Below are 15,735 nucleotides of genomic sequence, written 5' to 3' on the forward strand. Positions count from 1 at the left end.
CCGTACGTGCGGCCACACGGGACAGAGCCTGAGAGGGCGCTTTGAGCCAGACCCGACACGTCCCGGTGATGCTCCAGCGATGCCTGGACCTGTTGGCCCCGGCTCTGGAGGCGACGGGATCACGGCCACCGGTCGTCGTCGACTGCACCCTCGGGCTCGGCGGACACAGCGAGGCCCTGCTCGCCGCCTTCCCCGAGGCCCGGCTGGTCGCCCTCGACCGCGACAAGGAAGCGCTGCGGCTCTCGGGCGAGCGCCTCGCCCCGTACGGCGACCGCGCCACCCTCGTCCACGCCGTCTACGACGAACTGCCCGAGGTCCTGGACCGGCTGGGCATCCCCAAGGTCCAGGGCATCCTCTTCGACCTCGGTGTCTCCTCCATGCAGCTGGACGAGGCCGACCGCGGTTTCGCCTACGCCCAGGACGCGCCGCTCGACATGCGCATGGACCAGACGACGGGCATCGGCGCGGCCGAGGTGCTCAACACCTACCCGCCGGGCGAACTCGTACGGATCCTGCGCGCGTACGGCGAGGAGAAGCAGGCCAAGCGCATCGTCTCGGCGGTCGTGCGCGAACGCGAGAAGGAACCCTTCAGCAACAGCGCCCGACTCGTCGAGCTGATCCGCGACTCCCTGCCGCAGGCCGCCAAGCGCACCGGAGGCAATCCGGCCAAGCGCACCTTCCAGGCGCTCCGCATCGAGGTCAACGGCGAACTCACCGTCCTGGAGCGCGCCGTTCCGGCCGCGGTGGCGAGCCTGGCCGTCGGCGGCCGTATCGCCGTCCTCTCGTACCACTCGCTGGAGGACCGGCTCGTCAAGCAGGTCTTCGCGGCCGGTGCGGCCAACACGGCGCCGCCCGGACTGCCCGTCGTCCCCGAGCGCTACCAGCCCCGGCTCAGGCTCCTGACCCGCGGAGCCGAACTGCCCACGGAGGAAGAGGTCGCCGAGAACAGGCGTGCCGCCCCCGCCAGGCTGCGCGGCGCGGAGCGGATCCGCGAGGAGGAGCGATGAGCAGGCCCCGCCGGACCGGCCGGACACGGAGAGGAACGGTGGCGCCGCGGTGACCAGGACGGCCGAGCAGGTGAAGGGGCGGGCCGGCCGGCTCGCCCGGCTGATGCCCTCCGGGCCGAGCACCGCCGCCCGCACCCCCTTCGTCCTGCTGGTCGTGCTCCTGCTCACCGGTGGCCTGATCTCGCTCCTGCTGCTCAACTCCGCACTCAACGAAGGATCGTTCAGGCTCAGCAAGCTCAAGCGGGAGACCACCGAGCTCACCGACGAGCAGCAGGCCCTCCAGCGCGACGTCGACGGCTACTCCGAGCCCGATGCCCTGGAGCGCCGGGCCAGGGAGCTCGGCATGGTGCCGGGCGGCAGCCCCGCCTTCCTGGGCCCGGACGGGAAGGTCCGGGGCGTCCCCGAACGGGCCGACGCCGAGCCGCTGCCCACCGCCCCCGAACCGGAGACGGCCGCCCCCGAGCCGGCCTCCCCGTCCGCGGCCCCGCCGCCGGCCGCATCCTCCGCGACACCGTCCACGAACCCGACCACACCGCTTCCGACGAGCTCCGGCAGGTGACGCAGTGCCGTCCAAGGAACCGTCGCGCCGCCGCCTACCCGGCCCCGCGCGTCCCCGAAACCCGGCAGGCGGATCCGGGCGCCCCCGCCCCGCCTCCCGTCCCGAGGCGCGGAGCCCCCGGCGCCCGGCCGCAGGGAAGCGGCGCGGCGGCTCCCCGCAGTCCATCCGCCTGGGCAGCCCGCGACCCCGGCTGCGCCTGATCAGCCTCTGCCTGACCCTCGTCATGCTGGCGTTCGTCGTACGGCTGCTCCAGGTCCAGGCGGTCGACGCGAGCACCTACGCCGCCAAGGCGGAGAAGAACCGCTACCTGGAGTACACGATCGCCGCCGAACGCGGCGAGATCACCGACCGCAGCGGCATCGCGCTGGCCACCAGCGTCGACGCGCACGACATCACGGCCGACCCGAAGCTGTTCACGCCCGAGGACAGCAAGGCCCCGGACGCACCCCAGCAGGCGGCCGCCCTCCTCGCCCCGATCCTCGGCAAGGAGGAGGCGGAGCTGGCGAAGAAGCTCTCGGCCCCCAAGAGCCGCTACACGGTGCTCGCGCGGCGCCAGACCCCCCAGGTCTGGAAGCAGATCAAGGACCTCAAGGCCGTCTTCGCCGAGAAGGCGGCCGAGGACCGGGCGAACGGCGGCCCCGGCGCCGACGTGCTGGCCGGGGTCCTCCAGGAACCCACCACCAGGCGCGTCTACCCCAACGGGGACCTGGCCGCCGGGATACTCGGCTTCGTCAACGCCGAGGGCAAGGGCGGCGGCGGCCTGGAGGCGCAGCTGAACAAGCAGCTCCGGGGCGAGGACGGCAAGATCCGCTACGCCCAGGCGGGCGGACGCCCCGTGCCGACCGCGGGCTCCACGGAGATCCCGGCCGTCGCCGGCAGCGACGTCGAGCTGACGATCGACCGCGACATCCAGTGGGCGGCCCAGCGCGCCATCGCCGACCAGGTGGAGAAGTCCGACGCGGACCGCGGCTACGTGATCGTCCAGAACACCAGGACCGGTGAGGTGCTCGCCATGGCGAACGCCCCCGGCTACGACCCGAACGACCTCGCCCGGAGCAACTCGGCGGCCCTCGGCAACGCGGCCCTCCAGGACGTCTACGAACCCGGCTCCACCAGCAAGGTCATGTCCATGGCCGCGGTGCTGGAGGAGGGTGCCGCCACGCCCGGGACGCACGTCACGGTGCCCAACAGGCTCCACCGAGGCGACCGGCTCTTCCGGGACGACATCGACCACCCCACCTGGTACCTCACGCTCAACGGCGTACTCGCCAAATCGAGCAACATCGGCACCATCCTGGCGACCGGACAGCTCGGGAAGACCCAGCCCGAGGCCAACGAGGTCCTCTACTCCTACCTGCGCAAATTCGGTCTCGGCAGCACCACGGGGCTCGACTACCCGGGCGAGTCGCCCGGCATCGTCGCCAAGCCCCAGGACTGGTCGACCTCGCAGCAGTACACGATCCCGTTCGGACAGGGACTCTCGCTCAACGCCATGCAGGCGGCCTCCGTCTACTCGACCATCGCCAACGGCGGGGTCCGTGTGGAGCCGACCCTGGTGCGGGGCACCAAGGACGCGGGCGGCCGCTACGAGGCGTCCGAGGCCCCCGAGCGCACCCGGGTGGTCAGCGAGAAGACGGCCAAGACCCTGGCGAAGATGCTGGAGTCCGTCGTGGACGACCGGGAGGGCACCGGGACCAAGGCCCACATCCAGGGCTACCGGGTCGCGGGCAAGACCGGCACGGCCAACCGTGTTGACCCCGTGCGCGGCGTCTACAAGGGCTACACCGCGTCCTTCGCGGGTTTCGCCCCCGCCGACGATCCTCAGGTCACCGTCTACTGCGCCATCCAGAACCCCACCAAGGGCAGCTACTTCGGCGGCCAGATCTGCGGCCCGATCTACAAGAAGGTCATGGAGTTCGCCCTCAAGACGCTCCAGACACCTCCCTCCGGCAGCGATCCAGCCAGGATGCCGGTGTCCTTCAAGCCCGGCGAGTGACTCGGGGGAACCCTCAGTGACGACCATCACCCCTGATCCCGGGAACCGGAACGAGAAGTACCGCAACCCCGGCCCCTCACTTCGCGAGAGGCCGGGTCCGCCCGGTACGCTCACCGCCGTGCCCCACGCTGATCAGTGCCAAACCACTCAGAAGGACGCGCCTGTGAACTACCCGGGAGCGCCCCGACCGGACCGGCTCAGGCCGACGTCCCTCGGAGAGCTGGCGGCCCGGCTCGGTGCCGGACCGCAGGATGCCGGTGAGGTCACCGGCATCACCCACGACTCCCGGGCCGTGCGCCCGGGTGACGTGTACGCGGCCCTGCCCGGTGCCCGCTTCCACGGCGCCGACTTCGCCGCCCAGGCCGCCGGCCTCGGAGCCGCCGCGATCCTCACCGACCCGTCGGGCGCCGAGCGCGCCGCCGCCACCGGCCTCCCGGTCCTGGTGACCGGCAACCCGCGCGGCCGGATGGGCGAGATCGCCGCCGAGATCTACGGACGGCCGGGCGTCGGCCTCCTGCAGATCGGGATCACCGGAACGTCCGGCAAGACCACCACGGCCTACCTCGTCGAGGGCGGGCTGCGCGGCGCCGGCCGCAGCACCGGGCTCATCGGCACCGTCGAGATGCGCATCGGCGACGACCGCATCAAGTCGGAGCGCACCACCCCCGAAGCCACCGATCTCCAGGCGCTGTTCGCCGTCATGCGCGAACGCGGTGTCGAGGCGGTCGCCATGGAGGTCTCCAGCCACGCCCTGGTGCTCGGCCGGGTCGACGGCTGCGTCTTCGACGTCGCCGTCTTCAACAACCTCAGCCCGGAGCACATGGAGTTCCACTCCGGGATGGAGGACTACTTCCAGGCCAAGGCGCAGCTCTTCACCCCGCAGCGCAGCAAGCTCGGCGTCGTCAACTTCGACGACGAGTACGGCCGCAGGCTGGTGGACGAGGCGTCCGTCCCGGTCGTCACCTTCTCCGCGGAGGGCCACCCGGACGCCGAGTGGCGGGCCGAGGACGTCGAGGTCGGTCCGCAGGACAGCACCTTCACCGTGATCGGCCCCAAGGGCGAACGCATCGCCGCCCGGGCCCCGCTGCCCGGCCCGTTCAACGTCGCCAACACGCTCGCGGCGATCGTCACCCTGGCCGTCGCGGGCGTCGACCCGCAGACCGCCGCCGACGGCGTCGCGGCCGTTCCCGGCGTCCCCGGACGGCTGGAGCGCGTCGACGCGGGACAGCCGTACCTCGCCGTCGTCGACTACGCGCACAAGACCGATGCCGTCGAGTCGGTCCTGCGCTCCCTGCAGAAGGTCACCGAGGGCCGGGTGCACATCGTGCTCGGCTGCGGCGGCGACCGTGACACGACGAAGCGCGGGCCCATGGGCGCCGCGGCGGCACGTCTCGCCGACACCGCCGTGCTGACCTCCGACAACCCCCGCTCCGAGGACCCCCTCGCGATCCTCGCCGCCATGCTCATCGGCGCTGCCGAGGTGCCCGTCCACGAGCGCGGCGAGGTGATCGTGGAGGCCGACCGCGCCGCCGCCATCGCCGCCGCGGTCGCCCGGGCCGAGCCGGGAGACACCGTGCTGGTGGCCGGAAAGGGACACGAGCAGGGCCAGGACATCCACGGAGTGGTCCGCCCCTTCGACGACCGCCAGGTCCTGCGCGAGGCCATCGAGCGCTCCTCGGGGCGCACGAGCGCCGGGCGCGCCCCCGAGGACCTCGTACACACCCAGAACAACAGTCAGGGATGACCAAGTGATCGCCCTTTCCCTCGCCGAGATCGCCGGAATCGTCGGCGGGCAGCCGCACGACGTGCCGGACCTGTCCGTCGTCGTCACCGGCCCCGTCGTCATCGACTCCCGGGAGGTGCGGCAGGGCTCCCTGTTCGCCGCGTTCGCGGGCGAGCGGGTCGACGGCCACGACTTCGCGCGGGGCGCCGTGGAGGCGGGCGCGGCGGCCGTGCTCGCCGCCCGCCCCGTCGGCGTCCCGGCAATCGTCGTCGACGACGTGGTGGGAGCGCTCGGCGCCCTCGCCCGCGCCGCCGTCGAACGCCTCGGCACCACCGTCGTCGCCCTGACCGGGTCGGCGGGCAAGACGTCCACGAAGGACCTGATCGCCCAGCTGCTGGAGCGCAAGGCCCCCACCGTGTGGACGCCCGGCTCCCTCAACAACGAGATCGGCCTGCCGCTCACCGCGCTGCGCGCGACCGCCGAGACGCGCCACCTGGTGCTGGAGATGGGAGCGCGGGGTATCGGCCACATCCACTACCTCGCCGACCTGACGCCCCCACGGATCGGTCTGGTCCTCAACGTGGGCAGCGCCCACATCGGCGAGTTCGGCAGCCGCGAGGCGATCGCCCAGGCCAAGGGCGAGCTCGTGGAGGTCCTGCCCGAGGACGGCATCGCCGTCCTCAACGCCGACGACCCGCTCGTGCGCGCCATGGCGTCCCGCACAAAAGCCCGGGTGCTCCTCTTCGGGGAGGCCCCGGATGCGGACGTACGGGGAGAGAACGTGCGGCTCACCGACGACGGCCGGCCCGCTTTCGCGCTCCACACACCCACCGGGTGCAGCGACGTGACCTTGCGCCTGTACGGTGAGCACCACGTGTCGAACGCGCTCGCCGCGGCCGCCGTCGCCCATGAGTTGGGCATGTCCGTCACCGAGATCGCCGATGCGCTCTCCGAGGCGGGCACCCTCTCCCGCTGGCGCATGGAGGTCACCGAGCGTCCGGACGGTGTGACGGTCGTCAATGACGCCTACAACGCGAACCCCGAATCCATGAAGGCCGCACTCCGTGCGCTGGCCGCCATGGGCAGGGCCCGGCAGACGGGAGGGGGGCGCACGTGGGCGGTGCTCGGTCAGATGGCCGAGCTCGGTGACGCGTCGCTCGCCGAGCACGACGCGGTCGGACGGCTCGCCGTCCGGCTCAACGTCAGCAAGCTCGTCGCTGTCGGGGGGACAGAAGCCTCCTGGCTGCAACTGGGCGCATATAACGAGGGTTCGTGGGGTGAGGAGTCGGTGCACGTGTCCGACGCACAGGCGGCCGTCGACCTGTTGCGCAGTGAACTGCGCCCGGGAGACGTCGTGCTGGTGAAGGCGTCCCGGTCGGTCGGCCTGGAGAAGGTCGCCCTGGCACTGTTGGAGACGACCGAGGGCGAGGTCGCCGTCCGATGAGGCAGATCCTCTTCGCGGGGGCCATAGGGCTCTTCCTGACCCTGGTCGGTACTCCGCTGCTGATCAAACTTCTGGCCCGCAAGGGCTACGGGCAGTTCATCCGGGACGACGGCCCGCGTACCCACGGCAGCAAGAAGGGCACTCCCACCATGGGTGGGATCGCCTTCATCCTGGCGACGATCATCGCGTACGTCCTGGCCAAGGTGATCACCGGCGAGGAGATGCGCTTCTCCGGCGTCCTCGTCCTGTTCCTGATGGCCGGCATGGGGCTCGTCGGCTTCCTCGACGACTACATCAAGATCGTCAAGCAGCGTTCGCTCGGTCTGCGGGCCAAGGCGAAGATGGCCGGCCAGCTGATCGTCGGTATCGCCTTCGCGGTGCTCTCGCTCCAGTTCGCGGACCTCCGGGGCAACACCCCGGCATCGACCCGGCTCTCCTTCGTCGAGGACTTCGGCTGGTCCATCGGCCCGGTGCTGTTCGTCGTCTGGGCACTCTTCATGATTCTCGCCATGTCCAACGGCGTGAACCTGACGGACGGTCTGGACGGCCTCGCCACCGGCGCGTCGGTGATGGTCTTCGGCGCCTACACCTTCATCGGGCTGTGGCAGTTCCAGGAGTCCTGCGCCAACGCGACGACCCTGACCAACCCGGAAGCCTGTTTCGAGGTGAGAGACCCGCTAGACCTCGCGGTCGTCGCCTCGGCCCTGATGGGCGCCTGCTTCGGCTTCCTGTGGTGGAACACCTCACCCGCGAAGATCTTCATGGGTGACACCGGCTCGCTCGCCCTCGGCGGCGCGCTCGCGGGCCTCGCGATCTGCTCCCGCACCGAGTTCCTCATGGCCATCCTCGGCGGCCTCTTCGTGATGATCACGATGTCCGTGGTCATCCAGGTCGGCTCCTTCAAGATGACCGGCAAGCGGGTCTTCCGCATGGCCCCGCTCCAGCACCACTTCGAACTCAAGGGGTGGTCCGAAGTCCTTGTCGTGGTCCGCTTCTGGATCATCCAGGGCATGTGCGTGATCGTCGGACTCGGCCTCTTCTACGCGGGATGGGCAGCCAAGAAGTGAGCAACGTGGACTGGCAGGGCAAGCGCGTCACGGTCGCCGGGCTCGGCGTCAGCGGTATCCCCGCCGCCCGTGCCCTGCACGAGCGGGGAGCCCTCGTCACCGTCGTCAACGACGGCGACGACGAGCGCTCCCGTGCCCAGGCCGCCGAACTGGAGGCGCTCGGCATCACCGTGCGCCTCGGCGACGGCGACACCCTGCCCGAGTCCACCGAGCTCGTGGTCACGGCCCCCGGCTGGAAGCCCGGCAAGCCGCTCTTCCAGGCAGCCGCCGAGGCGGACGTCCCCGTCTGGGGCGACGTCGAACTCGCCTGGCGGCTGCGGGGCCCCGGCGCGGCCCCCTGGCTCGCGGTCACCGGGACCAACGGCAAGACGACGACCGTCCGGATGCTCGCCTCGATCCTCCGAGCAGCCGGACTGCGCACGGCTGCGGTCGGCAACATCGGGGTCTCCCTGCTGGACGCGGTGCTCGGCGACGAGACGTACGACGTCCTCGCCGTCGAGCTCTCCAGCTACCAGCTCCACTGGGCGCCCTCACTGCGCGCCCACTCCGGGGCCGTGCTCAACCTGGCCCCCGACCACCTCGACTGGCACGGCTCCATGGCCGGCTACGCCGCCGACAAGGGCCGGATCTACGAGGGCAACACCGTCGCCTGCGTCTACAACGCGCAGGATCCGGCGACGGAGGACCTCGTGCGCGATGCGGACGTCGAGGAGGGGTGCCGGGCCATCGGCTTCACCCTCGGCACGCCGGGCCCCTCCCAGCTCGGGGTGGTCGACGGCATCCTCGTCGACCGGGCCTTCGTCGCCAACCGGCAGAAGCAGGCGCAGGAGCTCGCCGAGGTCGGTGACGTCGACCCGCCGGCCCCGCACAACATCGCCAACGCCCTCGCGGCGGCGGCGCTGGCCCGCGCCTTCGGCGTGGAGCCCGCCGCCGTGCGCGACGGGCTGCGGGCCTTCCGCCCCGACGCCCACCGCATCGAACACGTCGCCGACGTCGCCGGTGTCGCGTACATCGACGACTCCAAGGCGACCAACACCCACGCCGCCGAGGCGTCCCTCGCCGCCTACGAACCGATCGTGTGGATCGCCGGCGGCCTCGCCAAGGGCGCCACCTTCGACGAACTGGCCCGCGGGGCCGCGAAGCGGCTGAGGGGCGTCGTGCTGATGGGCGCCGACCGGGCGCTGATCCGCGAAGCCCTGGCGCGACACGCCCCCGAGGTACCGGTGGTCGACCTCGACCGGACCGACACTGGGGCGATGGCCGCGGCGGTCCGCGAAGCGGCACGTCTGGCCCTGCCGGGCGACACCGTCCTGCTGGCCCCGGCCTGCGCCTCGATGGACATGTTCGTCAACTACAACAAGCGCGGCGAGGCGTTCGCGGACGCGGTCCGCCAACTCGCCGACGAGAGCGCCTGACGGGCCCGGTCTCCGCGTCGTACTGTCCCGGAGGACCGGAGCCGTCCGGGGACCCGGTCAGGAGCGGCACCGCCACGGCCCCGGGCGCCCGGCGACAGCCCCGGGCACGAGCAGTGGAGGGGACAGCGACAATGCCGGCCGACGAGAGCTCAGCCGCGCGCGGAACCGACCGCTCACGGGCGGCCGCGGCGACCAGCCGGGCGCTCACCCCGCCCCTGCTCGCCGGACCGCTCCCCGCGGGCCCCGGGCCCCTCACGGGGCTCGTCCTGCGGAGCCGGCCCGCCACCGGCTCCCGGCGGCCTCCCGCACCCCGTGGCGGCGCCGGAGGGGGCACCCCGCCCCGCCCGCGCAGGGGCGCCGGAGTGCGGCGGATGTACGAGCAGGCACGACGGGCCTGGGACCGCCCCCTGACCGCCTACTACCTGATCCTCGGATCGAGCCTGCTCATCACCGTGCTCGGCCTCGTCATGGTCTACTCCGCCTCGATGATCAAGGCGCTGGAACTGGCACGGCCCGGAACGTACTTCTTCCGCAAGCAGTTCCTCGCCGCGGTCATCGGGGCCGGCCTGATGATGCTGGCCTCCAGGATGCCTGTGAGGCTCCACCGGGCGCTCGCCTACCCGCTGCTCATGGGCACGGTCTTCCTGATGGTCCTGGTCCAGGTGCCGGGGATAGGGATGTCGGTCAACGGCAACCAGAACTGGATCTACCTCGGTGGTCCCTTCCAGCTCCAGCCCAGCGAGTTCGGCAAGCTCGCCCTCATCCTCTGGGGCGCGGACCTGCTCGCCCGCAAGCAGGACAAGCGGCTGCTGGCCCAGTGGAAGCACATGCTCGTCCCGCTCGTCCCGGTGGCCTTCATGCTGCTCGGACTCATCATGCTCGGCGGGGACATGGGCACCGCGATCATCCTCACCGCGATCCTCTTCGGCCTGCTCTGGCTGGCCGGTGCCCCCACCCGGCTCTTCGCCGGGGTGCTCGCCTTCGCCGTCCTCATCGGATTCGTGCTCATCAAGACCAGCCCGAACCGGATGTCCCGGCTCGGGTGCATCGGCGCGTCCGAACCGGGCCCGGGAGACTCGTGCTGGCAGGCGGTACACGGAATCTACGCTCTGGCGTCCGGCGGCTGGTTCGGTTCCGGGCTGGGTGCGAGTGTGGAAAAATGGGGTCAACTTCCGGAACCGCACACCGACTTCATCTTCGCCATCACCGGGGAGGAACTGGGCCTGGCGGGGACGCTGTCGGTGCTGGCCCTCTTCGCGGCTCTAGGCTATGCGGGTATCCGCGTGGCCGGACGCACGGAGGACCCCTTCGTGAGGTACGCAGCGGGAGGCGTGACCACCTGGATCACGGCGCAGGCCGTGATCAACATCGGTGCGGTGCTCGGCCTGTTGCCGATCGCCGGTGTCCCGTTGCCGCTGTTCTCCTACGGGGGTTCGGCGCTGCTGCCGACCATGTTCGCTGTCGGGCTAATGATCGCCTTCGCGCGTGAGGACCCTGCGGCGAGAGCGGCCCTGGCCATGCGGAGGCCCGGGGTCAGATGGAAGACGATGAGACGGCGCGTCATGAAGCGTCCGTCCGGAGAGCGGTGAATTTCGGTGCATGTCGTACTCGCCGGCGGGGGGACCGCCGGGCACATCGAGCCCGCGCTTGCCCTCGCAGACGCCCTGCGGAGGCAGGACCCGACCGTGGGAATCACTGCCCTCGGCACGGAGCGCGGACTCGAGACCAGGCTCGTACCCGAGCGGGGGTACGACCTGGCACTGATCCCTGCCGTACCGCTGCCGCGGAAGCCCACACCCGAGCTGATCACCGTCCCGGGACGGCTGCGCGGCACCATCAAGGCCGCCGAGCAGATCCTGGAGCGCACCAAGGCCGACTGCGTGGTCGGCTTCGGCGGCTACGTCGCCCTGCCCGGCTATCTGGCGGCCAAGCGCGTCGGGGTCCCGATCGTGGTCCACGAGGCCAACGCGAGGCCGGGACTGGCCAACAAGATCGGCTCGCGGTACGCCCACGGGGTCGCCGTCTCCACCCCTGACAGCAAGCTGCGCGGCGCCCGCTACATCGGCATCCCGCTCCGCCGGACCATCGCCACCCTGGACCGGGCCCGGGTCCGCCCGGAGGCGCGTGCCGCCTTCGGCCTCGACCCCAACCTGCCGACGCTGCTGGTCTCCGGCGGCTCGCAGGGTGCCAGGCACCTCAACGAGGTCGTCACGCGGATCGCGCCGCTGCTCCAGCGGTCCGGGATCCAGATCCTCCATGTGGTCGGCCCGAAGAACGAATTGCCGCGTATCGACAACATGCCCGGGATGCCGCCCTACATCCCGGTACCGTACGTGGACCGGATGGACCTCGCGTACGCCGCGGCCGACATGATGCTCTGCCGCGCGGGCGCGATGACCGTCGCCGAACTCTCCGCCGTCGGGCTGCCCGCCGCGTACGTCCCGTTGCCCATCGGCAACGGCGAGCAGCGGCTCAACGCCCAGCCGGTGGTCAACGCCGGCGGCGGACTGCTGGTCGACGACGCGGCGCTCACCCCGGAATGGGTGCAGGGCAACGTCCTGCCGGTGCTCTCGGATCCGCACCGGCTGTACGAGATGTCCCGTGCCGCCGCGGAGTTCGGGCGACGGGACGCCGACGACCTGCTCGTCGGCATGGTGTACGAGGCGATTGCCGCACGCCGTCAGGCGTGAGGCGGTGCGGACCCGGGGCGTGCGCCCCGGGTCCGGCGAAGGAGCGAGCGTGGCCGGACCGACGACCGCCCAGCGCGGCGAGGCCGGGCGGGCCGACACACCGGCCCGCCCGCCGCACATCGGCCCCGAGGGGCGACGGCTGACCGGTCGTACACGACTGATTCTGGCCGGACTTGGCCTGGTGCTGACCACGGCCGCCACCGTCTGGGTGCTCTACGGATCGTCCTGGCTGAGGCTGGAGCGGGTGACGACCACCGGCACCGATGTCCTGACCCGGAGCGAGGTGGAGGCCGCCGCGGCGGCCCCCGTCGGATCCCCGCTGGTCTCCGTGGACACCGACGCGATCGCCGACCGCCTGCGCCGCGAGCTGCCTCGTATCGACTCCGTTGATGTCGTACGGTCGTGGCCGCACGGTGTCGCCCTCGAAGTGACCGAACGGAAGCCGGTCCTGCTGGTGGAGAAGGGCGACGCGTTCATCGAGGTGGACGCGGAGGGGGTGCGGTTCGCGACCGTGGACGAGGCACCCCCGCACGTCCCGCTCCTGGAGTTGGCGCCGGACCGGTCCGCGAGCCTGCGCCGCTTCGGCAGCGACCGTCTGGTGCGGGAGGCGGTCCGGGTCGCGGGCGACCTCCCGCAGCGGATCGCGGCGCAGACCAGGACCGTGCGGACCACGTCGTACGACTCCACCGTCCTGGAACTGACCGGGGGCCGCACGGTGATGTGGGGCAGCAGCGAGGAGGGACCCGTGAAGGCGCGGGTGCTCACCGCTCTCATGAAAGCGTCCCCCAAAGCGGGACACTTCGACGTGAGTGCCCCCACCGCCCCTGCGGCGTCGACGAGTTGACGCACGTTTGGCCTGGCCAGCCCCCTGGTTGGTCAGCGCTACGGGTGATCACATAGGGTGAAAAGAAAAACGGGAGGTTCGGCGTGTTCGTTGAACGTGCGCCACTTGTCGACTTAGTGTCCTGTTCGGAAGAGTCCAAGAAGCAGACACACTGGTAACCCTAAACTTGAACGTTAGGGTTTGGGTCGGCGTCCGGACCGACCCAATCGGCATCCGTCGTCGCTGCGGGACTACCGCGAAGCGACGACACGTAACTCGAGGCGAGAGGCCTTCGACGTGGCAGCACCGCAGAACTACCTCGCAGTCATCAAGGTCATCGGTGTCGGCGGCGGTGGTGTCAATGCCATCAACCGAATGATCGAGGTCGGTCTCAAGGGCGTCGAGTTCATCGCGATCAACACCGATGCGCAAGCACTGTTGATGAGCGACGCCGACGTCAAGCTCGACGTCGGCCGTGAACTCACCCGTGGCCTCGGCGCCGGGGCGAACCCGGCCGTCGGTCGCAAGGCGGCAGAGGACCACCGTGAGGAGATCGAGGAGGTCCTCAAGGGGGCCGACATGGTCTTCGTCACCGCCGGAGAAGGCGGCGGCACCGGCACCGGCGGCGCACCCGTCGTGGCCAACATCGCCCGCTCGCTGGGCGCCCTGACGATCGGTGTGGTCACCCGCCCGTTCACGTTCGAGGGCCGGCGACGCGCGAACCAGGCGGAGGACGGCATCGCCGAGCTCCGCGAAGAGGTCGACACCCTCATCGTCATCCCCAACGACCGGCTGCTGTCCATCTCGGACCGCCAGGTCAGCGTGCTCGACGCGTTCAAGTCGGCCGACCAGGTGCTGCTCTCGGGTGTCCAGGGCATCACCGACCTCATCACCACCCCGGGTCTGATCAACCTCGACTTCGCCGACGTCAAGTCGGTCATGTCCGAGGCCGGATCAGCGCTCATGGGCATCGGATCGGCCCGCGGCGACGACCGCGCGGTGGCCGCCGCGGAGATGGCGATCTCCTCGCCGCTCCTGGAGGCGTCCATCGACGGCGCCCGCGGCGTCCTGCTCTCCATCTCCGGCGGCAGCGACCTCGGTCTCTTCGAGATCAACGAGGCCGCGCAGCTGGTGAGCGAGGCGGCCCACCCGGAGGCGAACATCATCTTCGGCGCGGTCATCGACGACGCGCTGGGCGACGAGGTGCGGGTCACCGTCATCGCGGCGGGCTTCGACGGCGGACAGCCGCCTGCCCGCCGGGAGAACGTCCTCGGGACGAGTGCCGGGAAGCGTGAGGAGCCGGCCCCGCCGGCCCGGACCGCCGAGCCCGCGCGCCAGACCGGCGGACTGGGCTCCGTGCCCCCGCGCGAGGAGTCCCCGGCGCCGGCCGAGCCGGCACCGGCGGCGAACGAGACCCTGGCTCCGCAGGTCTCCCCGCCGCACGTCCCGACGGCCCGTCCCTACCAGGACAACCAGGCCGAAGAGCTGGACGTACCGGACTTCTTGAAGTGATAGGTCCGCAGCACGCGGCGAAGGCCGCGGAGTCTTCGGCGGGCGGCGCCCATTTCGCCTTCACCGACAGGTGGGGCGGAGTGAGCGCCGTTCCGTACGAGGAGCTCAACCTCGGCGGCGCGGTCGGCGACGACCCCGCCGCCGTCGGCACGAACCGTGCGCGCGCGGCCCGTTCCCTCGGTCTCGACCCGGCCCGCGTGGTCTGGATGAACCAGGTGCACGGGCGCGACGTCGCCGTGGTCGACGGCCCCTGGGCCGATGCCCCCGCCGCCTCGGCGGTTCCCGCCGTGGACGCCGTGGTGACCGCGCGACGCGGGCTCCCGCTCGCGGTGCTCACCGCGGACTGCACCCCCGTACTGCTCGCCGATCCGGTGGCCGGTGTGATCGCCGCCGCCCATGCCGGGCGGCCCGGTCTGGTCGCGGGGGTCGTTCCCGCCGCGGTCGAGGCCATGATCACACTCGGTGCCGAACCGGCCAGGATCGTCGCGCACACCGGACCGGCCGTCTGCGGGCGGTGCTACGAGGTCCCGGAGCAGATGCGCGCGGAGGTCGCCGAGGCCGTCCCGGCCTCGTGGTCGGAGACCAGCTGGGGTACACCGGCGGTGGACGTCACGGCCGGGGTCCACGCCCAGCTGGAGGAGCTCGGCGTCGCCGACCGGCACAGCTCGCCGTTCTGCACCCTGGAATCCGGCGACCACTTCTCCTACCGCCGCGACCGCACCACGGGTCGGCTCGCCGGATATGTCTGGTTGGACTGATAGGGCATGACGGATCGCAAGGCTCAACTCGCTGCGAACCTGGCACAGGTGGAGGAACGTATCGCTTCCGCCTGTCTCTCGGCCGGCCGCAAGCGCGAAGAAGTGACCCTCGTCGTGGTCACCAAGACCTACCCCGCGAGCGACGTGCGCATTCTGCACGGACTCGGTGTGCGCCATGTCGCGGAGAACCGTGACCAGGACGCGGCGCCGAAAGCCGCAGCATGTGCGGATCTGTCGCTCACGTGGCACTTTGTCGGCCAGTTGCAGACCAACAAGGTCCGCTCCGTAACCGCTTATGCCGACATGGTGCAGTCCGTGGACCGGGTGAAGCTGGTCACGGCCCTGTCGGCGGCAGCGGTGAGGGACGGGCGTGAGCTCGGCTGTCTCATCCAGGTCGCCCTCGACGCGGAGAGCGGCGCACGCGGGGACCGCGGCGGTGTCGCACCGGACGCGGTCGAGGAGTTGGCCGCGGCGGTGGAATCGGCCGAGGGGCTCACGCTCCGGGGCCTGATGACCGTCGCCCCGCTCGCCGGCCCCTACGCCGGACGGCAACGGGCCGCGTTCGACCGCCTGATGGAAATCTCATCCCGCCTGCGCGGGAACCATCCGGCTGCGAACATGGTCTCTGCTGGGATGAGCGCGGATCTCGAGGACGCGGTTGCGGCCGGAGCGACACATGTACGCGTCGGTACGGCGGTACTCGGAGTCCGACCCCGGCTCGGGTAACGTCGCGAAGCAAGT

13 protein-coding genes are annotated in these 15,735 nt (G+C 71.3%); all 13 read left to right on the top strand.

Going from position 1 to position 15,735, the window contains the following annotated elements:
- The first annotated feature begins 41 nt into the window (after positions 1-41).
- The 13 genes from rsmH (at position 42) to ACFC51_RS10435 (ending at position 15,720) form a co-directional block, all read left to right on the top strand.
- A complete protein-coding gene (rsmH, locus tag ACFC51_RS10375; RefSeq protein ID WP_376527964.1) occupies positions 42-1,007 on the top strand; it encodes a 16S rRNA (cytosine(1402)-N(4))-methyltransferase RsmH in 966 nt (321 codons plus the stop codon).
- Between the two features lie 49 nt (positions 1,008-1,056).
- Positions 1,057-1,566: a septum formation initiator family protein gene (locus tag ACFC51_RS10380; protein WP_376527967.1), complete on the top strand. Its 510-nt coding sequence runs from the start codon at positions 1,057-1,059 to the stop codon at positions 1,564-1,566.
- 4 nt (positions 1,567-1,570) lie between these two features.
- On the top strand, positions 1,571-3,562 hold the full coding sequence (locus tag ACFC51_RS10385; RefSeq protein WP_376377938.1) for a peptidoglycan D,D-transpeptidase FtsI family protein: 1,992 nt from the start codon (positions 1,571-1,573) through the stop codon (positions 3,560-3,562).
- 16 nt (positions 3,563-3,578) lie between these two features.
- Positions 3,579-5,306, top strand: a complete 1,728-nt coding sequence (locus ACFC51_RS10390) for a UDP-N-acetylmuramoyl-L-alanyl-D-glutamate--2,6-diaminopimelate ligase (RefSeq protein ID WP_376377935.1) — start codon at positions 3,579-3,581, stop codon at positions 5,304-5,306.
- A gap of 4 nt (positions 5,307-5,310) precedes the next feature.
- Positions 5,311-6,729: a UDP-N-acetylmuramoyl-tripeptide--D-alanyl-D-alanine ligase gene (gene murF, locus ACFC51_RS10395; protein WP_376377933.1), complete on the top strand. Its 1,419-nt coding sequence runs from the start codon at positions 5,311-5,313 to the stop codon at positions 6,727-6,729.
- Complete coding sequence (mraY, locus tag ACFC51_RS10400; protein ID WP_104789809.1) at positions 6,726-7,796, top strand: phospho-N-acetylmuramoyl-pentapeptide-transferase; 1,071 nt, start codon at positions 6,726-6,728, stop codon at positions 7,794-7,796. Before murF ends, mraY begins: the two co-directional genes overlap by 4 nt.
- Entirely contained in the window at positions 7,778-9,211 is a 1,434-nt protein-coding gene (murD, locus tag ACFC51_RS10405; RefSeq protein WP_376527969.1) for a UDP-N-acetylmuramoyl-L-alanine--D-glutamate ligase, read from the top strand. The genes mraY and murD overlap by 19 nt, the downstream gene beginning before the upstream one ends.
- A 131-nt stretch (positions 9,212-9,342) precedes the next feature.
- On the top strand, positions 9,343-10,800 hold the full coding sequence (gene ftsW / locus ACFC51_RS10410) for a putative lipid II flippase FtsW (protein WP_376527973.1): 1,458 nt from the start codon (positions 9,343-9,345) through the stop codon (positions 10,798-10,800).
- 6 nt (positions 10,801-10,806) lie between these two features.
- Positions 10,807-11,901: an undecaprenyldiphospho-muramoylpentapeptide beta-N-acetylglucosaminyltransferase gene (gene murG / locus ACFC51_RS10415; RefSeq protein ID WP_014156748.1), complete on the top strand. Its 1,095-nt coding sequence runs from the start codon at positions 10,807-10,809 to the stop codon at positions 11,899-11,901.
- Between the two features lie 49 nt (positions 11,902-11,950).
- Entirely contained in the window at positions 11,951-12,745 is a 795-nt protein-coding gene (locus ACFC51_RS10420; RefSeq protein WP_376377925.1) for a cell division protein FtsQ/DivIB, read from the top strand.
- Between the two features lie 276 nt (positions 12,746-13,021).
- Positions 13,022-14,236: a cell division protein FtsZ gene (gene ftsZ, locus ACFC51_RS10425; RefSeq protein ID WP_376377923.1), complete on the top strand. Its 1,215-nt coding sequence runs from the start codon at positions 13,022-13,024 to the stop codon at positions 14,234-14,236.
- Positions 14,233-14,994: a peptidoglycan editing factor PgeF gene (gene pgeF / locus ACFC51_RS10430; protein ID WP_376527975.1), complete on the top strand. Its 762-nt coding sequence runs from the start codon at positions 14,233-14,235 to the stop codon at positions 14,992-14,994. Before ftsZ ends, pgeF begins: the two co-directional genes overlap by 4 nt.
- A 6-nt stretch (positions 14,995-15,000) precedes the next feature.
- Complete coding sequence (locus ACFC51_RS10435) at positions 15,001-15,720, top strand: YggS family pyridoxal phosphate-dependent enzyme (RefSeq protein WP_376527978.1); 720 nt, start codon at positions 15,001-15,003, stop codon at positions 15,718-15,720.
- Positions 15,721-15,735 lie beyond the last annotated feature (15 nt).

Origin of the sequence: Streptomyces sp. NPDC055962, from assembly GCF_042270185.1 — a bacterium.
Taxonomy (GTDB): Bacteria; Actinomycetota; Actinomycetes; order Streptomycetales; family Streptomycetaceae; genus Streptomyces.